This window comes from Ruegeria aquimaris (assembly GCF_025751555.1).
Lineage (GTDB): Bacteria > Pseudomonadota > Alphaproteobacteria > Rhodobacterales > Rhodobacteraceae > Ruegeria_B > Ruegeria_B aquimaris.
Genome location: NZ_JAOWLB010000016.1, coordinates 1 through 21,273, shown reverse-complemented (window position 1 = coordinate 21,273; position 21,273 = coordinate 1). Strand labels below are relative to the sequence as shown.

The window sequence follows — 21,273 nt, the reverse complement described above, 5'->3', positions numbered from 1 at the left end:
CCTCATGTTCCGCCTGACCGAATACATGCATCAACTGGTCGAACCGACCCCGGTGTGCCAGCGCCGTCCCGGCCCGGTGAAACCGGTGGTGATCTGGAACCTGACCCGGCGCTGCAACCTGAAATGCCGCCACTGTTATACCGTCTCGGCGGATGTGGATTTTCCCGGCGAGCTGAGCCACAAACAGGCGATGGAGACGCTGGAGGATCTGGGCCGGTTCAAGGTGCCCGCGATCATCCTGTCCGGGGGCGAGCCGCTCGACCGGTTCGATTTCTTCGACATCGCCCTGCGCGCGCGCCAACTGGTGCCGATGCTGGCGCTGTCGACCAACGGAACCAGGATCCACGGCGAGACCGCCGACCGCATCGCCGATGTGGGCTTTAGCTATGTGGGCATCTCGCTGGACGGGATCGGCGCCACCAATGACTGGTTCCGCGGCGTCGAGGGCGCCTTTGCCGATGCCCTGCGCGGGGTGCGCGCCTGCAAGGCGCGCGGCATCAAGGTTGGCCTGCGCTTCTGCCTGACCGAGGGCACCCAGCACCACCTGCCCGATCTCTTGCAGCTCTGCGATGACGAGGGGGTGGACAAGTTCTATCTCAGCCATCTGGTCTATGCCGGGCGCGGCGACAAGAACCGGGGCGAGGATGCGGCGCATCTGCGCACCCGCCACGCCATGGACCTGCTGCTGGACCGCGCCTGGGTGGCGGCCGCCGAGGACATGCCTCTGGATATCGTGACCGGCAACAACGACGCCGACGCGGGTTACTTCCTGGACTGGGTGCGGCGCAATTTCGACGCCGAGCGGGCGGCGCATATCCGCGCCCATCTGGCCGCCTGGGGCGGCAATTCCAGCGGGCTGGGCGTGGCCAATATCGACAATCTTGGTCGGGTGCATCCCGATACCTATTGGTCCGACTACACGGTGGGCAACGTGAAGACGGCACCGTTCTCGCAGCTCTGGACCGGCGACGACCCGATGCTGGCGCTGCTGCGCACGCGCCCCCGCCCGCTCAAGGGCCGCTGCGGGGCCTGTACGCTCAAGGATGTCTGCGGCGGCAATACCCGCATCCGCGCCCTGCAACTGACCGGCGATCCCTGGGCCGAGGACCCGGCCTGTTACCTGTCGGATGCCGAGATCGGTGTCACGGGTTCGGACCGCCTGACCGTCACCCCGTTCCGAGGAAAGAGACATGACCCGGCGCATCAGTTCTTTTGACACCCGCCCGCTAGGAGCCGCACCTGTTGTGCCTGTCGCGCGTGCGGGAGCCTCCGGCGGGAGTATTTGGAGCAAAGTGAAATATGGGGTCTGTGCCCTGATGCTGGCGGGACCCGTGGCGGCGGGACCGGCCGAGGACTATGCCGAATATTGCGCAAGCTGCCACGGCGCGGCGCGGCTGGGCGGGTTGGGGCCGGCGCTGATCCCCGAGACGCTGGGCCGGATGCGCGGGCCGAAAGTGGCCGCCGTGATCCGCGAGGGCCGCACCGCGACCCAGATGCCGGGGTTCTCGGACACGCTGGACGAAGCGGCCATCGCCGCGCTGGCGGAGTATGTGAAGGAACCGTTGGCCGAGATCCCCGCCTGGGGCGAGGCCGAGATCAAGGCAAGCCGGGTGTTGGACGGCGACTATGTGGCCGCCACTGCGCCGGTCTGGGATGCCGATCCAATGAACATCACCCTGGTGGTGGAAACCGGCGATCACCATGTCAGCGTGCTGGATGGCGACACCTTCGACGTGCTCGACCGGTTCGAAACGCCGTTCGCCGTGCATGGCGGGCCCAAGTTCAGCCCGGACGGGCGCTATGTCTTCATCATGTCACGCGACGGCTGGGTGCAGAAATACGACCTCTGGTCGCTGCAACAGGTGGGCCGGGTGCGCGCGGGGCTCAACAGCCGCAACATCGCCATGAGCCATGACGGCAAATGGCTGGCGGTAGCCAATTACCTGCCGATGTCGCTGACCCTGCTGAGCACCGAGGACCTGTCGGTGGCGAAGGTCATGAAGGTGACCGCCAAGGATGGCACGCCCAGCCGGGTCTCGGCCGTCTATCAGGCCCCGCAACGGCAGAGCTTCATCCTGGCGCTCAAGGACGCGCCCGAGATCTGGGAGGTGGCGACAGACCCCGATGCCGACCCGGTTTACGAGGGCTTCATACACTCCCGCGAAAAAGGCATGGTCGAGGCGATCCCCTCGTCCGAAGGTCTGTTCGCCCGGCGCCGGATCGAGATCTCCGAGCCACTCGACGATTTCTTCTTCTCCGACGATTACCGCAACCTGATCGGCGCCGCGCGCGACGGGGTGCGCGGGGTGGTGGTGAACCTGAACGTCGGCCGCGAGATTGCCGAACTGCCGCTGGAGGGCATGCCGCATCTGGGCTCGGGCATCAGCTGGGCGCGCGACGGACGCCGGGTGATGGCCACGCCGCATCTGAAAGAGGGCAAGCTGAGCGTCATCGACACCGAAAGCTGGACCCGCATCGCCACCATCGCCACCGAAGGGCCGGGATTCTTCCTGCGCAGCCACGAGAACACCCCCTATTTCTGGGCCGACGTGTTCTTTGGCCCCAACAAGGACGCGATGCATGTGATCGACAAGCAGAGCCTCGAGATCGTGCGCACCCTGCGCCCGGCGCCGGGCCAGACGGTGGCGCATGTGGAATTCACCCGCGACGGCAAATACGCGCTGGTCTCGGTCTGGGAGGAGGACGGCGCGGTCATCGTCTATGACGCCGCAACGCTGGAAGAGGTGCGCCGCCTGCCGATGAAGAAACCCTCGGGGAAATACAATGTCTGGAACAAGATCACCTTCTCCGAAGGCACCAGCCACTGAGCCGGATACCGAGGGCCGCTGGCCGGTGTGGAAACTGGCGCTGCTTCTCTATCCGGCGGTCGCGACGACGGTCGCGATCAACCTCTACATGGGCGCGCTGATGCTGCGCGCCCTTGGCTGGATGCCGCTGTCGCCGGTCGCGGCCTTGCTCTGGTCGGTGCCCCTGGGCATTCCCGCCACCTGGCTGGCCGGGCGCTGGCTGCGGCACCTGCTGGACGAGGCGGCAACCTGACCCATGGCAAAAAGAAACCCGCCGTCAGGCGGGTTCCAGTTTGCCGTGTGAGTAGTGGTTTCTTATCTCAGCCGTGCTTGACCATCACGTGGCGGACAACGGTGTAATCCTCCAGCGCATAAGAGCTCATGTCCTTGCCATAGCCGGACTGTTTCAGCCCGCCATGCGGCATCTCGTTGGTCAGCATGAAATGGGTGTTGATCCAGGTGCAGCCATAGCGCAGGCGCGCCGCCGTTTCCATCGCGCGGCCCACATCCTTGGTCCAGACCGACGAGGCCAGGCCATAGTCGCTGTCATTCGCCCAGGCCACGGCGGTATCCACATCCGAGAACGGCGTGATCGACACCACCGGGCCAAACACCTCGCGCCGAACGATCTCGTCCTCCTGCTGGGCGCCGGCAATGACGGTGGGCTGGAAGTAGAACCCCTGCCCCATCGGATCGCCCCCGGTGGTGACCTCGATGTGATTGAGCTCGCGGGCGCGGTTGACAAAGCTCGCCACCCGGTCGCGTTGACGCAAGGAGATCAGCGGGCCGATCTCGTTCTGGCTATCGTCCTCCAACCCCAGCGCGATGGTGGAAACCGCCGAGGTCAGGTCGGCCACCAGCTTGTCATAGACCTTCTTGCCCGCATAGATGCGGCAGGCGGCGGTGCAATCCTGACCGGCATTGTAATAGCCAAAGGCGCGCAGCCCTTCGACCACCTCGGACACATCGGCATCGTCGAACACGATGACCGGCGCCTTGCCACCCAGTTCCAGATGCGTCCGCTTGACCGACTTGGCAGCCGCATCCAGGATCTTCTTGCCTGTCGCGATGTCACCGGTGAGCGAGATCATGTCCACATCCGGGTGGTTGATCATCTGGTTGCCGACCGAGTGACCCCGGCCCGTGACCACGCTCACCACGCCTTCGGGCAGTTCCTCGGCCAGGATGCGCGCCATTTTCAGCGCGGTCAGGGGCGTCTGTTCGGACGGTTTGAAAACGACGGTGTTGCCGCCCCCAATGGCGGGGGCAAGTTTCCACGCCATCATCATCAGCGGATAGTTCCACGGTGCGATCGAGGCGACGACACCGATCGGGTCGCGCCGCACCATGGATGTGAACCCTTCCAGGTACTCGCCCGCCACAGCGCCATGCTGGCAGCGGACGGCGCCCGCGAAGAACCGATAGCAATCGACAATGGCCGGGATCTCGTCCCCCCGCGCGGCGTTGATCGGCTTGCCGCAGTTCAGCGCCTCAAGGGCCGCAAAACCATCCGCCTCGGCCTCGATCCGGTCCGCGATGCGCAACAGCGCCGCCGACCGTTCCGCCGGTGTGGTGCGCGACCAGGTGCGAAACGCCTTGCGGGCGGCTGCAACCGCGCGATCCACCTGCGCGGCCGAGGCTTCGGGCACCTCGATGATCAGCTCGCCGGTGCGCGGGTTCAGGACCTGTTCGGCCACTTCGGTGCCGGTTTCGAAATCGGTCCCGATCAAAAAACTGGTGTCGATCTTCATGTGTCGGACTCCTTTGGTCACTTGCCGCCACCCGCGGTCTCGGAACCGCCACGGGTGAGGTAATAGGCGAGAAGAATGGGAACGAAAGTCGTGGCAAAGACCACGATGGCCACCACGTTCGTCACCGGGCGCTGACGCGGGCGCACCAGCTCGTTCAGCATCCAGATGGGCAGGGTCGATTGCTGGCCTGCGGTAAAGGTGGTCACGATCACCTCGTCAAAGGACAGCGCGAATGCCAGCATGCCACCGGCCAGCAGGGCCGAGCCGAGGTTCGGAAGCAGCACATAGCGCAGCGTCTGGAACCCGTTGGCGCCCAGGTCGGCCGAGGCTTCGAACACCGCGCCCGACAGGCGGCGGAATCGGGCCACCGCGTTGTTGTAAACGATCACGATACAGAACGTCGCGTGCCCCAGCACGATGGTAAAGGTCGAGAACGGGATATCCATCACCGCAAAGGCCGAGCGCAGCGACATGCCGGTGATCACGCCCGGCAAAGCGATGGGCAGGATGATCAACAGCGCGATCTGCTCGCGGCCAAAGAACCGGCTGCGCGCCATGGCCGCCGCGATGAGCGTGCCCAGGATCATCGCCAGCGCGGTCGAGACGGCAGCCACCTTCAGGGACAGGTAAAGGGGCGGCCAGATATCCTCGCGGTGCCAGGCCACGGCGAACCATTCGGTGGTCAGCCCCGGCGGCGGGAACTGGTATGTCCGCTCCTCGGTGGTGAAGGCATAGAGAAAGATCAGAAGGATCGGCAGGTGCAGGAACAACAGCCCGGCAATCGCCCCGATTTTCAGCCCGGTCGAGGCGCGCGCTTCAGAGTGCATCGAACGCCCCTCCCCGTTTGGCCAGTGCCAGATAGACCAGCATGATCAGGATCGGCACCATGGCGAATGCCGCCGCCAGCGGGATGTTCCCGGCGGTGCCCTGGAACTGGTACACGGCCTGCCCGATGAACCGGGCCGATGTGCCCACGATCTGCGGAATGATGTAATCGCCCATGGTCAACGAAAAGGTGAAGATCGACCCCGCGATCACCCCCGGCATCGCCAGCGGCAATACCACGGTGCGGAAGGTCTGCTTGCGGCTGGCGCCCAGATCGGCCGAAGCCTCCAGCATCGACAGCGGCACCCGCTCCAGCGACGCCTGCATCGGCAGGATCATGAAGGGCATCCAGACATAGACAAACACCAGCCAGGTGCCAATGAACGAGGTCGACAGCGAGTTGCCGCCAACCCAGGGCAGCGCCAGCACGGCATCCAGCAGGAACCCCGCGCCGATGCCTTCGGCGGCCCAGGTGATGATGCCTTCCTTGGCCAGGATCAGCTTCCAGGCATAGACCTTGACCAGGTAGGACGACCACAGGGGCAGCATGATGCCGAGGTAGAACACCGCCTTCCACCGGCCCCGCGCATAGCGGGCGGCGTAATAGGCGATTGGAAAGGCGACGAATGCGCTGGTGATCGTCACCGCCGTCGACATCAGAAGCGTGCGGATGATGATATCCATATTGGCGGCGCGGAACAGCTCGCCATAGGTCTTGAGGGTGAACTCCTCCTTCACCACGCCCGAAAATTCGTCGATCGAATAGAAGCTCTGCAGCAAGAGCGCGGCAAGCGAGCCGAGGTACACGACGCCCAGCCAGAGCAGCGGCGGCGAGATCAGCAGCAAGAGCAGCAGCTTTGGCCGCCGCCAGAACACTGTGCTCAGCCGGTCGGCAAGCCCGCGTTCGGGCAGGATGGCAGAGACGCGGGTCATGCCTCCTCCATCACGTGCAGGGCGCCCGCGTCAAAGGCCAGACCAATCGCCGCGCCGACACCCGGGATATCGGCGCCGGACGGCGCCAGTGCCGCGATCTCGGTTCCGTCTATGTCAACGGCCACCCGCGTCCCGGCCCCGAGATAGCGCAAGCCGGTCACGGTTCCGGCCAGCCGGGCGCCCTCGGGCGCGACCAGGCGCAGGGCCTCGGGCCGCAGGCTGGACCAGCGCTTGCCGCCCCCCAGACGTTCACTCACCTCGGGCGGCAAAACGTTCGACGATCCCACGAAATCGGCAACGAACCGGGTTCGGGGTTTGTCATAGATCTCGGCGGGCGTACCGATCTGGGCGATCTTGCCCTCGTTGAACACCGCCAGGTGATCGGCCATCGACAGCGCCTCGCCCTGATCATGGGTGACAAAGACAAAGGTGATGCCCAACCGCTGTTGCAGCGCCTTCAACTCGTCCTGCATCGCCTCGCGCAGCTTCAGGTCCAGCGCGCCCAGGGGTTCGTCCAGCAGCAGAACCCGCGGCTCGTTCACCAGCGCCCGCGCCAGCGCCACGCGCTGCCGCTGCCCGCCCGACAACTGCCCCGGCTTGCGGTCGCCGAACCCGTCGAGCTTGACCAGTGCCAGCATCTCCTCGGCCTTGGCATGGCGTTGCGCCTTGCCGACACCGGCCACCATCGGCCCATAGGCGACGTTGTCGCGCACGTTCATATGCGGAAACAGGGCATAATCCTGGAACACCGTGTTCACGCTGCGCCGGTTGGGCGGCACGTGGCTGACGTCCTGTCCAAAAATCGCGATCTCGCCCGAGGTCGGCGATTCAAAGCCCGAGATCAGGCGCAGGCAGGTCGTCTTGCCGGATCCCGAGGGCCCCAGCATGGCAAAGAACGACCCTTCCTCGATGGTCAGGTTCACCTGATCCACGGCCCGGACGGAGCCGAAATGGCGGGATACACGGTGAAAGGATACGGCAGCGGTCATGTCATCTCTATTCGGCCCAAAGCGGGGCCGTTTTTCGTGTTTCTGTCATGGTGCGGGGAACGGCCCCCGGATTGCACCGGGGGCCAGGGGTAAGATCAGCGGCCGCCGATCACACCGATATAGTCGGACACCCAGCGGTAATAGGGCACGCATTCGCCCTGGCTTTCGCACCGGCTGACCGGGGTGGTCCAGAACCGGATCCGCTCGAAATCAGCCAGACCGTTGGCATCACAGCCTTCCTGGGTCTGCATGCCGCGCCCGTCCGAACAGGCCGCCGGAACCGAAGGCACCGCGCCGAACCAGACCGACAGGTCCGATTGCAGGTTCGAGCTCAGCGTATGTTCCATCCACAGATAGGCGCAGGTCGGATGTTCGGCATCCACATGCATCATCGTGGTGTCCGCCCAGCCGGTCGCGCCTTCCTCGGGGATCACCGAGGATACCGGGAAACCTTCGGACTTCAGCAGGTTCACCTGGAACGGCCAGGAACCCGAGGCAACCACGCCCTCGTTCTTGAAATCGTCCATCTGGATGAACGCGTCGTGCCAGTAGCGGCCCACCAGCTCGCGCTGCCCGCGCAGCAGGTCCAGCGCGGCCTTGTACTGGTCTTCGGTCAGCTCATAGGGCGAGGTGATGCCAAGCTCCGGCTTGTGCGTCATCAGGTATTGCGCTGCATCCGCCACGTGGATCGGGCCGTCATAAGCCTGCACCCGGCCCTTGTTCGACTTGCCGTCGGGCAGGGTCATTTCCTCGAACACCACGTTCCACGAGGTGGGCGGCTGATCGCCAAAGGCCTCGGTGTTGTACATCAGCACGTTCGGCCCCCACATGTAGGGCGTGCCATAATGCACGCCATCCACCGTGTGCCAGGGCGCGCTTTGCAGGCGCTCGTCCACCGTGCCCCAGGACGGGATCAGGTCGGTGTTGATCGGCTGCACCCGCTTGCCCGCAACCAGACGCAGCGAAGCATCGCCCGATGCGGTCACCAGGTCGAAGCCGCCCTCGTTCATCAGGGCCACCATCTCGTCCGAGGTATTGGCGGTCTTGACCACCACCTTGCAACTCGTGGCCTCTTCGAACTTGGTCACCCAGTCGAATTCCTTCATCGTCTCGCCGCGCTCGATGTAACCGGGCCAGGCGACGATGTTGACTTGCCCTTCCGGCGTCCCCAAGGCGGCAAGCTGCGCGCCCGCCGGGCCAACCGCAATGGCCGTGGCAAGCGCCGTGGTTCCGAGAAGTCCGAGGATCTTCATGCTGTCACTCCCTGTGTTCGGACACGCATTCCACGCGCGCCCCTTTTGATGCGCACAGGATATGAACAGCACGAAGCTTCGCAAATTCAAAAGAATGAACACATGTATCGGTTTTTCCGATAGGTCGGTTTCACCACGGCCCGAAACGGGCGAACGGCTTGAATCACCGGTCCGAAATGGCGCTTTGGGCAGACCTCAGGAAATTGCGGGCCGCATCGGAAAGAGGCGCGCCGCGCCGCCAGGCAAGCCCCACCTGCACCGATGGCAGGTCGCCCGAGACGTCGCGAATCTCGATCCTGTCCCCTTCCAGCGACCAGGGCCGATAAACCATGCCGGGCAGAATGGCGATGCCCGCGCCGGTGGCGACAAGGCTGCGCACCGCCTCAACCGACCGGGTCCTGAACGCGATCTCGGGCCGCACCGACAAGGATTGCATCAGCTGTTTCATGCTCTCCTCGATCTCTTCGACCATCAGCTGGATCATCGGCAGACCGACAAGCTGCTCCAGTTCGATCGCCTCCTGCTGCGCCAGCTCATGGCCCAGCGGCAACCACAGCCGGTATTGCGATACCAGCAATGTCTCGACATGCAGCGCCAGACGGTCCTTGACCGACGAGGTCAGCAGCACCGCCACATCCAGTTCGCCGCCGATCAGCAGGTGTTGCAGGTACTCGCCTGAATCCTCGATCACGTTCAGCTCGACCTGCGGAAACGCCCGGCGGAACCGGGCCAACAGATCCGATAGAACATATCCTGCAACCAGCGAGGTCACACCCAGCGACAACCGCCCCGTTACCTGCGAGGCCTCCTCGCGAAACGCTTGTCTGGCGCTTGCGACATCACCCAGGATCTGCCGGGCATGGCGCAGAAAGGCCGACCCCCGGTGGGTGATCTGCAACCCCCGCGCCTGCCGTTCGAACAGCGACACGCCCAGATCCTCCTCCAGCGAGCGGATCGCCTCGGTCACCGACGACTGGGAAATCGACAGCACCCGAGCGGCACCTGTGACCGATCCCTGCTCGGCTGCGGCGACAAAGAACTGTAGCTGGCGCAGGGTGAAGGCCACGTCACTCTCCGATGCGGTGGTATGGAAAACGTCCGCCCACTATCACCCGAACCAGCGCCCCGGGAAAGCACGAAAGGCGATCACTCGGCGGCGCTTCTGAGACTGGCCATCAGGTTGTGAAACTTCTCGCCCTGCACCGCCACATGGGTCCTCAGGGCTGCGGCGGCAGCCTCGGCATCGGCGGCGGCCAGCGCCGCCACGATGGCCTCATGCTCTGCCATCGACTGCCCCATCCGCCCCCGGAACCGCAGTTGCACCCGGCGGAACGGCTTCAGCCGCTTGTGCAGTTTCGTCGCCTCCTGTTCCAGGAACGCGTTGCCCGAACTGCGATAGATGATCTTGTGAAACCGCTCGTTCTCGGCGTAGTAGCTGTCGGTGTCGCCCGCCTCGACCGCCTGCTGGCACAGCGTATTGGCCTGCCGCAGCGCCTCCAGCGCCGTTTCAGAAATCCGCATCGCCGCCAACCGACCACAGGCGGCCTCCAGCTCGGCCATGACCTCGAACATCTCGATCAGCTCCACCGGGCCGGGCTGTCGCACAAACGCCCCCCGACGGGGAATCAGCTCGACCAGTCCCGACTGGGCAAGCCTTTGAATTGCCTCGCGAAGTGGCGTTCTGGATACCCCGAACTGCTCCGACAGGCGCACCTCGTCCAGCCGGTCCCCATCCGAGAAGGTTCCGTCGAAAACCAGCTCTTCCAACTGTTCTGCAATGCGATCCGCGTGGCGCTGTTCCATGAAGATTTACTAGCTTTGCCCGAACTAAAATTCAATCCTGTAATTCTTGTATACAAAACTATTGACCTGAAAAACACTACCGGCATAGGTTAACCCGGTCCCCGGTCCGTCCGGGTCGATGAAAGGGAGGAAACCATGAAATCCATGCTCAAGACCGCCGTTGCGGCTCTGGCACTCGTATCGGCGGCCTCGGTCGCCCATGCCACCGAACTGCGCCTGTCACACCAATGGTCGAACAACGACATCCGGCACAAGGTCGCCCAGATCGTCGCCGACGAGGTCGCGGCGGCCAATGTCGATCTGGACATCAAGATCTTCGGATCGCAATCGCTGTTCAAGGCGCGCGAACAGTACAAGCCGCTCAGCCGGGGCCAGCTCGACATGACCGTGCTGCCGCTCAGCTACGCGGGCGGCCAGCAGCCCGCCTATAACCTGACCCTGATGCCGGGCCTGGTAAAGAACCACGACCATGCCGCCCGGCTCAGCGCCTCGCCCTTCATGGCCGCGCTCGAGGAAAAGATGGCGCAGGATGACGTGATGGTGCTGGTGCATGGCTACCTGGCCGGTGGTTTTGCGGGCAAGGACAAGTGCATCACCAAACCCGAAGACGTGCGGGGCCTGCAAACCCGCGCCGCCGGCAAGGCGTTCGAACAGATGCTGGCGGGCGCCGGTGCCTCCATCGCCTCCATGGCCTCGTCCGAGATCTACAACGCCATGCAGACCGGCGTCCTTCAGGCGGTGAACACCTCGTCCTCGTCCTTCGTGTCATACCGGATCTACGAACAGGTCAAGTGCTATACCCCGGCGGGCGATGTGGCGCTGTGGTTCATGTACCAGCCTCTCTTGATGAACAAATCCACCTTTGACGGGCTGACCGAGGCGCAACAACAGGCGCTGCGCGACGGCGCGGCCAAGGCACAGGCGTATTACCTGGACGAAGCCAAGAAAGAGGACGCGGCCTCGGTCAAGGCGTTTGCAGATGCCGGTGTCGAGATCGCACAGATGACGCCCGAGGATTTTGCGGCCTGGCGCGAGCTGGCCAAGGAAACCTCCTACAAGGCCTTCATCGCAGACGTGGCCGACGGTCAGGCGCTGCTTGACATGGCGCTCGCGGTCGACTGACCCAGCCCATGGGCGGCCCCCCGGTGGGCCGCCCGACCCCACAGATAACACCCCGACCGTTGGAGGAGCCGATGTCCGGCCACAGTTCCGCTGCCGCCGCCCGAACCGGCAGCAACCCGGTGTTGCGCGCCGTCGCCGCCATCTCGACCTTGGCAGGATGGGTTTCGGCCACGATGATCGTCGCCGCCGTCCTCATCACCTGCCAGATGATCGTGATCCGCTATGTGCTGAACGGCTCGACCGTCTGGCAGACCGAAGCGGTCATCTATCTCATGATCGCGGCCACCCTGCTGGGCCTGTCCTATGTCCAGCGGTTGCGAGGTCACGTGAACGTCGATCTGATCCCGCTGTCCCTGCCCCCCCGGATCCGTTTCGTTCTGGCCTTGACGACCTCGGCTCTCACCATCGCAATCGTCGCCGTGATCCTCTGGTACGGCTACGAATACTGGCATTTCGCGTGGGAGCGCGGCTGGCGCTCCGACACCGTCTGGGGGGTAAAGCTCTGGATCCCCTACCTCGCCATCCCGGTCGGGTTCGGTCTGCTGCTGCTGCAACTGGTCGCCGATTTCATCGCCCTTCTCCTGGGCATCGACAAACCCTTCGGATTGGAGTGAGCGCATGGACCCGTTGCTGCTCGGCGCCATCGTCGCCATCGCCACCATCATCGTTCTGTTCTCGGGCGTCTCGGTCGCCATCGGCCTGTTGATCGTCTCCGCCGGTTTCCTGCTGATCTTCGACGGTGCCCGGTCGCTGGAGCTGATCCCCGAGATCCTGTTCGGCAAGCTCGACAACTTCGCCCTCCTGTCGATCCCGATGTTCATCATCATGGGCGCCTCCATCGCCTCGACCCGGGCGGGCGCCGACCTCTACGAGGCGCTTGAGCGCTGGCTCACCCGCGTGCCCGGCGGGCTGGTGATCTCGAACCTCGGCGCCTGCGCGCTCTTTGCCGCCATGTCGGGATCCAGCCCCGCCACCTGCGCCGCAATCGGCAAGATGGGCATCCCCGAAATGCGCAAGCGCGGCTATCCCGACGGGGTCGCGGCGGGTTCCATCGCGGCGGGCGGCACGCTGGGCATCCTGATCCCGCCCTCGGTCACCATGATCGTCTACGGCATCGCCACCGAGACCTCGATCGGCCGCCTGTTCCTGGCGGGCGTGATGCCGGGTCTGATGCTGGTCGGGCTGTTCATGGCCTGGTCGATCTATTCCACCTGGCGCTCGGGCGACACTACGGTTCTCAGCGCGGGCAGCTATAGCTGGGCACAGAAATTCGAGATCCTGCCGCGCGTCCTGCCCTTTCTGCTGATCATCCTCGGCGTGCTTTACGCCATGTATGGCGGCATCGCCACGCCATCGGAAACGGCGGCGGTCGGTGCTCTGCTCTGCATGATGATCGCGATGATCATCTACAAGCTCTGGAACCCGCGCGACCTCTGGGTGGTGCTGCGCGACTCGACCCGCGAAAGCGTGATGATCCTCTTCATCATCGCCGCCGCTGGCGTGTTCTCCTACATGCTCAGCTCGCTCTTCATCACCCAGGCCATCGCCGAATGGATCGGCACGCTAGAGGTGAACCGCTGGGTCCTGATGGGGGCGGTCAACGTCTTTCTCCTGATCGCCGGGTTCTTCCTGCCGCCGGTCGCGGTGATCCTGATGACCGCGCCGATCCTCCTGCCGATCATCACCACCGCCGGTTTCGACCCGATCTGGTTCGCCGTGGTGCTGACCATCAACATGGAGATCGGCCTGATCTCGCCCCCGGTCGGTCTGAACCTCTATGTCATCAACGGCATCGCCCCCGACATCTCGCTGAAAACCATCCTGACCGGCTCGCTGCCCTATGTCGCCTGCATGGTTCTGGGTATCATATTGCTGTGCCTGTTTCCGGGTATCGCCACCTGGCTGCCCGACCTTGTGATGGGATCATCGCTGTGACCCTGCTTGCCGATCTGCTGTCCTCTGTCTTTGAACGGCGCTATCGCCGCGATCCCTCGCACCCCACCGACAGCCGCCCGGTGCAGGAACTGGTCGAGGCGCTCATGGGCACTGCGGGCGAGACCTCGGGTCATGCCCTGGCACAGGACATACTTGCCGGGTTTGGCGCGCTCGACGACGCCGCCAAGCTCGACTTCTTCCGTCATGTGGCGCGCGCGATGAACATCGACCCGGAAACCGTGCGCTCCACCCTCGACGCCTATGAGCGTGACCCGTCCAAGGCCACCTATCGCGCCTTTGCCACCGCCGCCGAACCCCGGCGCCAGGAGTTGATCCGCCGCCTCAACAGCCTGCCGGGCGCAACCGGCGCGCTGGTCCGGATGCGGGCAGACCTGTTGCGCCTTGGCCGGGGCGACCCCGAGCTTGAAGCCTTCGATCTCGACTTCCGCCACCTCTTCAACAGCTGGTTCAATCGCGGCTTTCTGGTCTTGCGCCCGATCAGCTGGGAAAGCCCGGCGCATATCCTGGAAAAGATCATCGCCTACGAGGCGGTGCACGCCATCGACAGCTGGGACGACCTGCGCCGCAGGCTGGAACCCAAAGACAGGCGCTGTTTCGCCTTCTTTCACCCATCCATGCCCGACGAGCCGCTGATCTTTGTCGAGGTCGCCCTGACCCGGGGCATTCCCGGCTCGGTTCAGGGCCTGCTGGCCGAGGACCGCAAGGCTATCGCCAGTCACGACGCCGACACCGCCGTCTTCTACTCGATCTCCAACTGTCAGGCGGGGCTGGCCAGCATCTCCTTCGGCAATTCGCTGATCAAGCAGGTGGCCGCCGACCTGTCGGCCAACCTGCCCTCGCTCAAGACCTTCGTAACCCTGTCGCCCATCCCCAAGCTCAACACATGGCTGACCGGAGAAGGGCTGGAACCAAAGCAGGATCAGATGCCGGCGCTGGCCGCGCATTACCTGCTCAACGCCAAGGCATCCGATGGCGCGCCCTTCGATCCGGTCGCCCGCTTCCATCTGGGCAACGGCGCCATCGTGCACGCGCTCCACGCCGATGCCGATATCTCCGACAAGGGGCGCAAGCAATCGGGCGGCGTGATGGTGAACTATCTTTACGATCTCAGGAAGATCGGCCAGAACCACGAAAAATTCGCAACTGCAAAAACCGTCGCCGCCACCGCCGCCGTCAAAACGCTGGCCGCAGGCGCGGATCTGAGCAAACCGCAGGAAAGGTAGCTGAATGGCAAACCCCCTCTATGACCGCCTGTTCGGAGCCTATGCCGGCAAACAAACGCCGTTTCTTCACCTGGCCGATGGCCGAACCGTCACCCATGCCGGGTTTCTGGAACAGGCCGCGCAGATTGCCCATGTCGCCACGACGCTCGGCCTGAAACCGGGCGACCGCGTCGCCGCCCAGATCGAAAAATCGCCCGAGGCGCTGGCGCTCTATGCCGCCTGTGCGCAGGCGGGGCTGATCTTTCTGCCGCTCAACACCGCCTATACCGCCGATGAACTCAGCTACTTCATCGAAAACAGCGGCGCCGCGCTGATCGTCTGCGACGGCCGCAGCCGCGAGACATTGCAGCCAATCGCCAGTGACCTCGGCGCCCGGATCGAGACCCTGAATGCCGACGGGTCTGGCAGCCTGACCGACAGCGCCGCCACCATGCCGACCACATTCGCAACCGTCGACCGCGCGGGCGATGATCTGGCCGCCTTCCTCTATACCTCGGGCACCACCGGCCGCTCCAAGGGCGCCATGCTGACCCAGGACAACCTCTTGTCCAACGCCGAAACCCTGGCGCAGGAATGGCGCTTCACCGCCGATGACGTGCTGCTGCACGCGCTGCCGATCTTTCACACCCACGGCCTGTTCGTGGCCACCAACATCGTGCTGATCACAGGCGGCAGCATGATCTTCCTGCCGAGGTTCGACCTCGACCAGATCATCGCGCTGATGCCGCGCGCGACCAGCATGATGGGCGTCCCGACCTTCTACACCCGCCTCCTGGGCGATCCCCGGTTCACCCGCGACCTGGCGCAACACATGCGCCTCTTCGTCTCCGGCTCGGCGCCTTTGCTGGCCGAAACCCATGTCGCGTTCGAAGAGCGCACCGGCCACCGCATCCTGGAACGCTACGGGATGACCGAGACCAACATGAACACCTCAAACCCCTATGACGGCGACCGCCGCGCGGGCACCGTGGGCTTCCCCCTGCCGGGGGTCGAGCTGAAGGTGACCGACCCCGAGACCGGCGAGACCCTGCCCCGGGGCGAGATCGGCCAGATCGAGGTGCGCGGCCCGAACGTGTTCAAGGGCTATTGGCAGATGCCCGAGAAAACCGCCGCCGAACTGCGCGCCGACGGGTTCTTCATCACCGGCGACCTCGGCCTTGTCGATGCCGATGGCTATGTCACCATCGTCGGCCGCAACAAGGACCTGATCATCTCGGGCGGCTACAACATCTACCCCAAGGAGATCGAGCTTTTGCTCGACGAGCAGCCCGGCGTGCTGGAAAGCGCGGTGATCGGCGTGCCGCATCCCGATTTCGGCGAAACCGTGCTGGGCATCCTGGTCCCCCGCCCCGGCCAGACCCCGGATACCGGCGCGATCATGCAGACGGTGGGCGCCGCGCTGGCCCGGTTCAAACACCCCCGCAAACTGATCGTGCTGGACGAACTGCCCCGCAACACCATGGGCAAGGTGCAAAAGAGCATCCTGCGCGACCAGTACAAGGACATGTTCCAGCCGGGGTGAGGCTTGCACCCCGCAACAGGCGCTTGACGCAGGCGAGACGCCCACGGTCGGGCCAGAACAGAGGCGACACGCACAAGCCTCCTGCCGCCCGTGGGTCACGATGGTGTTACTGATGGCGTCTGGCGGGTGATGTTTGCAGTGGGCGGAAACCGGCCCTTCTCTGCCACCGCCAACCCATTTGGCAGAAAAGCTGGAAGCCGACATTCAATCCGAGCCAATCACTGCCTTAACTCTGCATCGCCACAAGGCAGCAGCGAGCCCAATGCACCAGTTCGCATCGATGCGCCGTATGGCTGGTCAAGCACCTTGAGCTGCCCTGCGTCGGGCCGAGCGCGAAGGCTGCATCGTCATCGTCTCGCTCGCCCACGACCCGGATGTTCAGGACGAATAGACCTGCTTCCCATCCATCCAGGTCTCCATGACACTGATGTCTTTGATCGTGTCGGGATCGACCTTGCGGGGATCCTTGTCGAGGATCACGAAATCGGCGAGCTTGCCGGCTTCGAGGCTGCCGACCTCATGGTCGGAAAAGAGCTGCCATGCCGCTTCCGACGTCACGGCGCGGATGGCGGACTCGACGGAGATCCTCTCGTCCGGCGCAAGCACGTAATCCGGCTCCTTCCATGTCCGCCGCGTCACCGCCATCTCGATCATGTGCAGCGGGTTCGGGTCGGTCACCAGGAAGTCGGAGTGCAGGGTGAAGCCAATGCCGGCCTCCTCGACGCTGCGGCAGCGATCGAGAAGTTGAGCCTTCTCCTCGCCAAAGACCTCGTCTCGCATCGCGACGCCCCAGTAGTGGACGTGTCCGATCAGGAAGCTCGCCGACACGCCGAGCGCGCGCATCCGGTCGATCTGATCGTCGTGGAGGATCGAACAATGCTCGATCCGGGCGCGCACGCGGGCCATGTCGATGCCGGCGTCTGCCAGCGCCTGGCAGGTGTCGAGGATGTTGTCGATGGCAGCATCGCCATTGCCATGGATCGCGAGATGCCAGCCTTTGCCGGCCCGGTCGAGCGCCATTGCGGTCAGTTCAGCGGGCTGCATGTAGGCGAGTCCCCGGTCCTCGCTGTTCAGGTAAGGCTCACGCTGCAAGCCGGTGAAGCCCTGGTTCGACCCGTCGGCCACCAGCTTGAAGCCCGCGATCCGGGCCATAGCGTCGCCGTCGCCCTGGCGGATGCCGGCCTCGTCCCAGGCATCCGTGCCCAGTGTATAGAAGGGATAGGCCCTGATGCGCGCCTTGAGGCGCCCGGACTGCGCCGCCGCAGCCATGACCTGCGCGTCCGCGGGAGACTGCGCGAGGGCGCCGAGGCTCAGCTCCGAGACCGTCGTCAGGCCGACGGCGCCCCACTTGTCGAGCAGGCCGATCAGGCCTTCGACCGGATCGGCCTCCATCATCGCCGGGTAGTTCGAGGAGACCTGCAGGAAGGCCACGTTGTTCTTCATGAAACCGGTCAGGTTGCCCGCCGCATCGCGGACGAATTCGCCGCCCGGCGGGTCTTCGACGTCCTCGGTTATACCCGACACCGCGAAAGCCTTCGAGTTCGCGTAAGCTAGGTGACCCGAGGCGTTAAGCACGAAGATCGGGTGCTCGGTGGAGATCGGGTCGAGCTCCGCGAAGGTCAGCGCGTCCGGCCCCTCCTGCACCGCAGGATCGAAGTTGCGGAACACGAGCCATTCGCCGGCGGGCGTCTCTGCCGCGCGCGCTGCGATGTGGTCGAGCACCTCGGCGGCCGTCGTGAACCGGGCCATGCCGACATAGTCCATGATGGCGTCGACGACGGAGCCGGAAATGACATGAGCGTGCGCGTCGATAAAGCCCGGCAGGACGGTCTTTCCGTCGAGGTCGACGATGGTGGCATCCTCTCCGGCCGCGGCGCTTACCTCGTCGTCGGTGCCGACGGCCAGGATGCGGTTGCCGCGTATGGCAAGGGCCTCGGCTTCGGAGAAATCCTCATCGACGGTGAGGACGGTGCCGTTGGTGAAAACGGTGGTGGTCTGCTGCGCAGGGGTCTGTGCCCGGCCCCCCGCCGGGATCAGGGCCGCGAGGCTTGCCGCCGCCACGCCGGTCTTGAGCAGCTCCCGCCGGCTGAGGGCCAGCCAATCGATCCCCCAGTTGCAGGACCAGCCGTTGCCGCTGTCGGCCTGTTCCTTCAGGTGGCGCACCGTTTCGTTGACGGCGAACAGCCCACCGAACGTGCCGCTGCAGCAAGGGCAGCCATAAAGGTCGTGCGTCATGTGATGCCTCCGGTCCAATTGCCCTTGTCCAGCAAACCCTCGAGCGTGCCTCCTGACATTTTGCGTCGAGTGCCTACTTGCCCAATATGTCCAGCGCCAGCACCGTGGCAATCTTGGTGCCCCACGGGATGGCATCCAGATCGACGACATAATTCGGTTCGTGGGCGAAGAAGGGAAACTCCTTGCCTTCGGCTCTGGCCGCAGCAAAGACCTCCGGGTTGGCGGAACCGACAAAGATGTAGGCGCCTTTTGCTCCCTCGATCCCCTCGATCAGAAGAAAAGCGTCATCCGAACCCGGTATCTGGACGCCAGCAAGGGCATTGCCTTCAACGACCGGTTGGTCACTGACGAGTGCGTCCACGGCCTTGGCTTCCTTCAGGACCTCCCATATGTGATCCATCCATTCATCGTCATTAACGATAACAGGGGCGTAGCCCTTTTCGACGATGGTCGGCATCATGTTCTCGTCCGTTATGCCATATGTCCGGGCGTTATTGTTGGCGATCCGCTCGATGCCGGACACCATGACCTCGCGAATGTCCCGTGTCGAATAGTGTAGCTTGAGCTTCAGTTCGGCCTCGGTGGGGATGACGTTGTTGTCGATACCAGCCTGCATGCTGCCGACGGTGAGAACGCTCGTCTCAGTCGGATCGGTCATGCGCGAAATGATCGTCTGGTATTGCAGGATCGACATTGCGGCCATGATGACCGGGTCGGTTGCGTGATGTGGCGATGACCCGTGACCGCCGGACCCGAAAAATTTGACGTCGATATGATCTGTTCCCGTGCTGATCCGGCCCTTGGTCAATGCGACAGTGCCAAGCGGAAACGGCCCGGTGTGAAGGGCGAGGAAATAGTCTGGCTCAGGCACGCCATGGGTTTCGTAGAGCCCGTCATCGCGCATTGCCTTGGCGCCCTCCACGGGCTCTTCCGCTGGCTGCGCGACGAGAACCAGCGTTCCGGACCATTGATCTTTCAACTCTGACATGGTCTTGGCAAGGCCGATAAGCCAAGTTGTGTGGGCGTCGTGGCCACACATGTGGGCGACGGGCACTTCGTAGCCAATGGCGTTCTTAACGGTCTGCGTGCTGGCATAGGGCAAGCCCGTCTCTTCGCGGACCGCGTTGGCATCCATGTCCGCCCGGAACATGAATGTGGGCCCCTCGCCGTTCTTCATGATCCCGACGACGCCGGTGATGCCAATGCCGGTCTTCACCTCATAACCCAGCGCCTCCAGTTCGGCGGCGACGATCCCTGCGGTGCGGACTTCCATGAAACCAAGCTCGGCATGCTGATGGATGTCCTTGAAGATGTCCTGCAAGCGCTCCGTATCCGCTTCAACGATCCGGTTGATCTCCGGGACCAAAGCAGCACCCTTGCTCTCCGTTTCGGCGACAGCGGACGGGGCCTGAGGGCTCACGGACAGTGCTGCACCAACGATCAGGCTGGCAATCGCACGGCTGAACTTCGACATGGTCCCTCTCCCTAATTTCCAAAGAGCCCGGAGGTCGCCAGCGGGCGCAGGTACTTCTGAATAATCTGGCTGGGGTCGTTCGAGAAGTACGCAATCACGAGGTTCCGGTCCGGCGAGACGTAGATGCCTTGCGTGTTGAGGCCGGCCTTGAAGAAATCGCCGTCTTCCCAGATCGCGTCCCATTGCCGCCCGCCCGTCCTGACGGTCTGGTCTCCCAGCCGGTCCATGAAGTTCTGGCCGGACGGTCCTGCCAGGTAGAACTCGCGGGTGCGCTGTGGCGAGCGCGTGCGTTCGAGGATGGCCGGCGTGACGACACGCTCGGTCGCAACCTGATCCCAGTCGTCGGTGTAGAGCATTCCGACGCGGGCGAGATCGCGGAGCCCTATGGACATGAAGCCGTGGACCAGCGCGATCCCGTCGGGCGAGAGATGCGCCTGCATCGGGCCGTCAGCCCTGACCTTCGACCAGATGCGTTCATCGAAGACCTCCGCCCAGGGTTTGCCGGTCGCCCCCTCGACCAGAAAGACGAGCGCCTGTGTCGCCATCGAGGAATAGGTGAAGCCGGTGCCGGGCTCGGCGACGGGTTCGGCCTCCCGCATGACCCCGAGCATGGTCTCTTCGGAGTTGCCCATCTCCGCGGTCAGCATGCGCGCGATGATCGAGGTTGGGTTCGCAAAATACTCGGGCCCGTCGATGGCGTTGAGGCCGGTGGCCATGTCGAGCACGTCGACGACCCTGATCTGCTCCCACGCGCTACTCTTGAAGCCCTTCACATACGTCCCGATAGGTTCGTTCTCGTCGATCAGACCCGCATCGATCAGCACGTCGACCAGGAGCGACGCGAAAATCTTCGACGCGGACGCCGTGATGTGGAAATCGGTCTGGCGCATGCCGGGATAGGTCTCGTAGACGATTTTCCCCTCGTGGACGACGATGAAGCCGCGCGTGTAGCTTTCCGGATGCGCGATGAACTCGGCGAGCGGCATTGTGCCGAGGGCGGTCTCCGCCGTAAACCCGGAAACCTCCGCCATCGGAGCGGCTTCGAACGTGCTGGCGGCATTACGCGCCGGAATGATCGCTGTCGGAAAGACCTGCGCGCCGTTCGTGCTGAACCAGAGCAACGGTCGGCCGACTGAAAGCGCATCGGCGAGTTGCAAATCGGCGACCCAGCCGTGCACCTCTTCGGTGGTGTAGCCGTCGAAGGCTTGTTTCACAAAAGGCGTTTCGTCTGCGAGGGCCGGGCCCGTAAAGCAGGGCGCAAAAACCAGCGCAGTCGCGAGCCATATGGGGATGTGTGATCTCACTAGGTCATGTTGACAAATGTCTGAGCCAAAGCCGGATGGAGGTAATGTCGATGAAACCCAGGAAGCTTTCCATGGT

Annotated in this window: 18 protein-coding genes; 8 read left to right on the top strand and 10 right to left on the bottom strand. The window is 64.1% G+C overall.

Annotated elements, in window-relative coordinates; translation table 11 throughout:
* Positions 1-4: 4 nt before the first annotated feature.
* The 3 genes from nirJ to OE747_RS18150 all read left to right on the top strand — a co-directional run bounded on the left by nirJ (position 5) and on the right by OE747_RS18150 (position 3,060).
* Entirely contained in the window at positions 5-1,216 is a 1,212-nt protein-coding gene (gene nirJ / locus OE747_RS18160; RefSeq protein ID WP_263829959.1) for a heme d1 biosynthesis radical SAM protein NirJ, read from the top strand.
* 100 nt (positions 1,217-1,316) lie between these two features.
* Entirely contained in the window at positions 1,317-2,828 is a 1,512-nt protein-coding gene (locus OE747_RS18155; protein WP_263829958.1) for a nitrite reductase, read from the top strand.
* Positions 2,785-3,060: a hypothetical protein gene (locus tag OE747_RS18150; protein WP_263829957.1), complete on the top strand. Its 276-nt coding sequence runs from the start codon at positions 2,785-2,787 to the stop codon at positions 3,058-3,060. The genes OE747_RS18155 and OE747_RS18150 overlap by 44 nt, the downstream gene beginning before the upstream one ends.
* Positions 3,061-3,127: 67 nt before the next feature.
* Here the strand turns inward: OE747_RS18150 and OE747_RS18145 are convergent, their stop codons facing one another.
* The 7 genes from OE747_RS18145 to OE747_RS18115 form a co-directional block, all read right to left on the bottom strand.
* Positions 3,128-4,552, bottom strand: coding sequence for a gamma-aminobutyraldehyde dehydrogenase (locus OE747_RS18145; RefSeq protein WP_404818337.1), 1,425 nt, complete (start codon positions 4,550-4,552; stop codon positions 3,128-3,130).
* A gap of 23 nt (positions 4,553-4,575) precedes the next feature.
* Positions 4,576-5,385, bottom strand: a complete 810-nt coding sequence (locus OE747_RS18140; RefSeq protein WP_164132054.1) for an ABC transporter permease — start codon at positions 5,383-5,385, stop codon at positions 4,576-4,578.
* Positions 5,375-6,316, bottom strand: a complete 942-nt coding sequence (locus OE747_RS18135; protein WP_263829955.1) for an ABC transporter permease — start codon at positions 6,314-6,316, stop codon at positions 5,375-5,377. Before OE747_RS18135 ends, OE747_RS18140 begins: the two co-directional genes overlap by 11 nt.
* Positions 6,313-7,305 (bottom strand): ABC transporter ATP-binding protein, encoded by a 993-nt coding sequence (locus tag OE747_RS18130; RefSeq protein ID WP_263829954.1) that lies wholly within the window; start codon positions 7,303-7,305, stop codon positions 6,313-6,315. The genes OE747_RS18135 and OE747_RS18130 overlap by 4 nt, the downstream gene beginning before the upstream one ends.
* Positions 7,306-7,400: 95 nt before the next feature.
* Complete coding sequence (locus OE747_RS18125) at positions 7,401-8,558, bottom strand: ABC transporter substrate-binding protein (protein WP_263829953.1); 1,158 nt, start codon at positions 8,556-8,558, stop codon at positions 7,401-7,403.
* Between the two features lie 163 nt (positions 8,559-8,721).
* Positions 8,722-9,624, bottom strand: a complete 903-nt coding sequence (locus OE747_RS18120) for a LysR substrate-binding domain-containing protein (protein WP_263829952.1) — start codon at positions 9,622-9,624, stop codon at positions 8,722-8,724.
* An 80-nt stretch (positions 9,625-9,704) separates the two neighbouring features.
* Positions 9,705-10,361: a GntR family transcriptional regulator gene (locus OE747_RS18115; protein ID WP_263829951.1), complete on the bottom strand. Its 657-nt coding sequence runs from the start codon at positions 10,359-10,361 to the stop codon at positions 9,705-9,707.
* A gap of 135 nt (positions 10,362-10,496) precedes the next feature.
* Here OE747_RS18115 and dctP point away from each other — a divergent pair, with 135 nt between their 5' ends.
* The 5 genes from dctP (at position 10,497) to OE747_RS18090 (ending at position 16,184) form a co-directional block, all read left to right on the top strand.
* The gene (dctP, locus tag OE747_RS18110) at positions 10,497-11,483 is read left to right on the top strand and encodes a TRAP transporter substrate-binding protein DctP (RefSeq protein ID WP_263829950.1); all 987 of its coding nucleotides are present in this window, start codon (positions 10,497-10,499) and stop codon (positions 11,481-11,483) included.
* Between the two features lie 71 nt (positions 11,484-11,554).
* Entirely contained in the window at positions 11,555-12,097 is a 543-nt protein-coding gene (locus tag OE747_RS18105; protein ID WP_263829949.1) for a TRAP transporter small permease subunit, read from the top strand.
* A gap of 4 nt (positions 12,098-12,101) precedes the next feature.
* Positions 12,102-13,418 carry a TRAP transporter large permease gene (locus OE747_RS18100; RefSeq protein WP_263829948.1) on the top strand — a complete coding sequence of 439 codons (1,317 nt, stop codon included), beginning with the start codon at positions 12,102-12,104 and terminating at the stop codon, positions 13,416-13,418.
* Entirely contained in the window at positions 13,415-14,662 is a 1,248-nt protein-coding gene (locus OE747_RS18095; RefSeq protein ID WP_263829947.1) for a malonyl-CoA decarboxylase, read from the top strand. The genes OE747_RS18100 and OE747_RS18095 overlap by 4 nt, the downstream gene beginning before the upstream one ends.
* Positions 14,663-14,666: 4 nt before the next feature.
* A complete protein-coding gene (locus OE747_RS18090; protein ID WP_263829946.1) occupies positions 14,667-16,184 on the top strand; it encodes a malonate--CoA ligase in 1,518 nt (505 codons plus the stop codon).
* Between the two features lie 378 nt (positions 16,185-16,562).
* Here the strand turns inward: OE747_RS18090 and OE747_RS18085 are convergent, their stop codons facing one another.
* The 3 genes from OE747_RS18085 to OE747_RS18075 all read right to left on the bottom strand — a co-directional run bounded on the left by OE747_RS18085 (position 16,563) and on the right by OE747_RS18075 (position 21,107).
* Complete coding sequence (locus tag OE747_RS18085; protein ID WP_263829945.1) at positions 16,563-18,419, bottom strand: amidohydrolase; 1,857 nt, start codon at positions 18,417-18,419, stop codon at positions 16,563-16,565.
* Between the two features lie 73 nt (positions 18,420-18,492).
* Positions 18,493-19,893 (bottom strand): amidohydrolase, encoded by a 1,401-nt coding sequence (locus tag OE747_RS18080; RefSeq protein WP_263829944.1) that lies wholly within the window; start codon positions 19,891-19,893, stop codon positions 18,493-18,495.
* Positions 19,894-19,904: 11 nt separating this feature from the next.
* Positions 19,905-21,107 (bottom strand): serine hydrolase domain-containing protein, encoded by a 1,203-nt coding sequence (locus OE747_RS18075; protein ID WP_263829943.1) that lies wholly within the window; start codon positions 21,105-21,107, stop codon positions 19,905-19,907.
* Positions 21,108-21,273 lie beyond the last annotated feature (166 nt).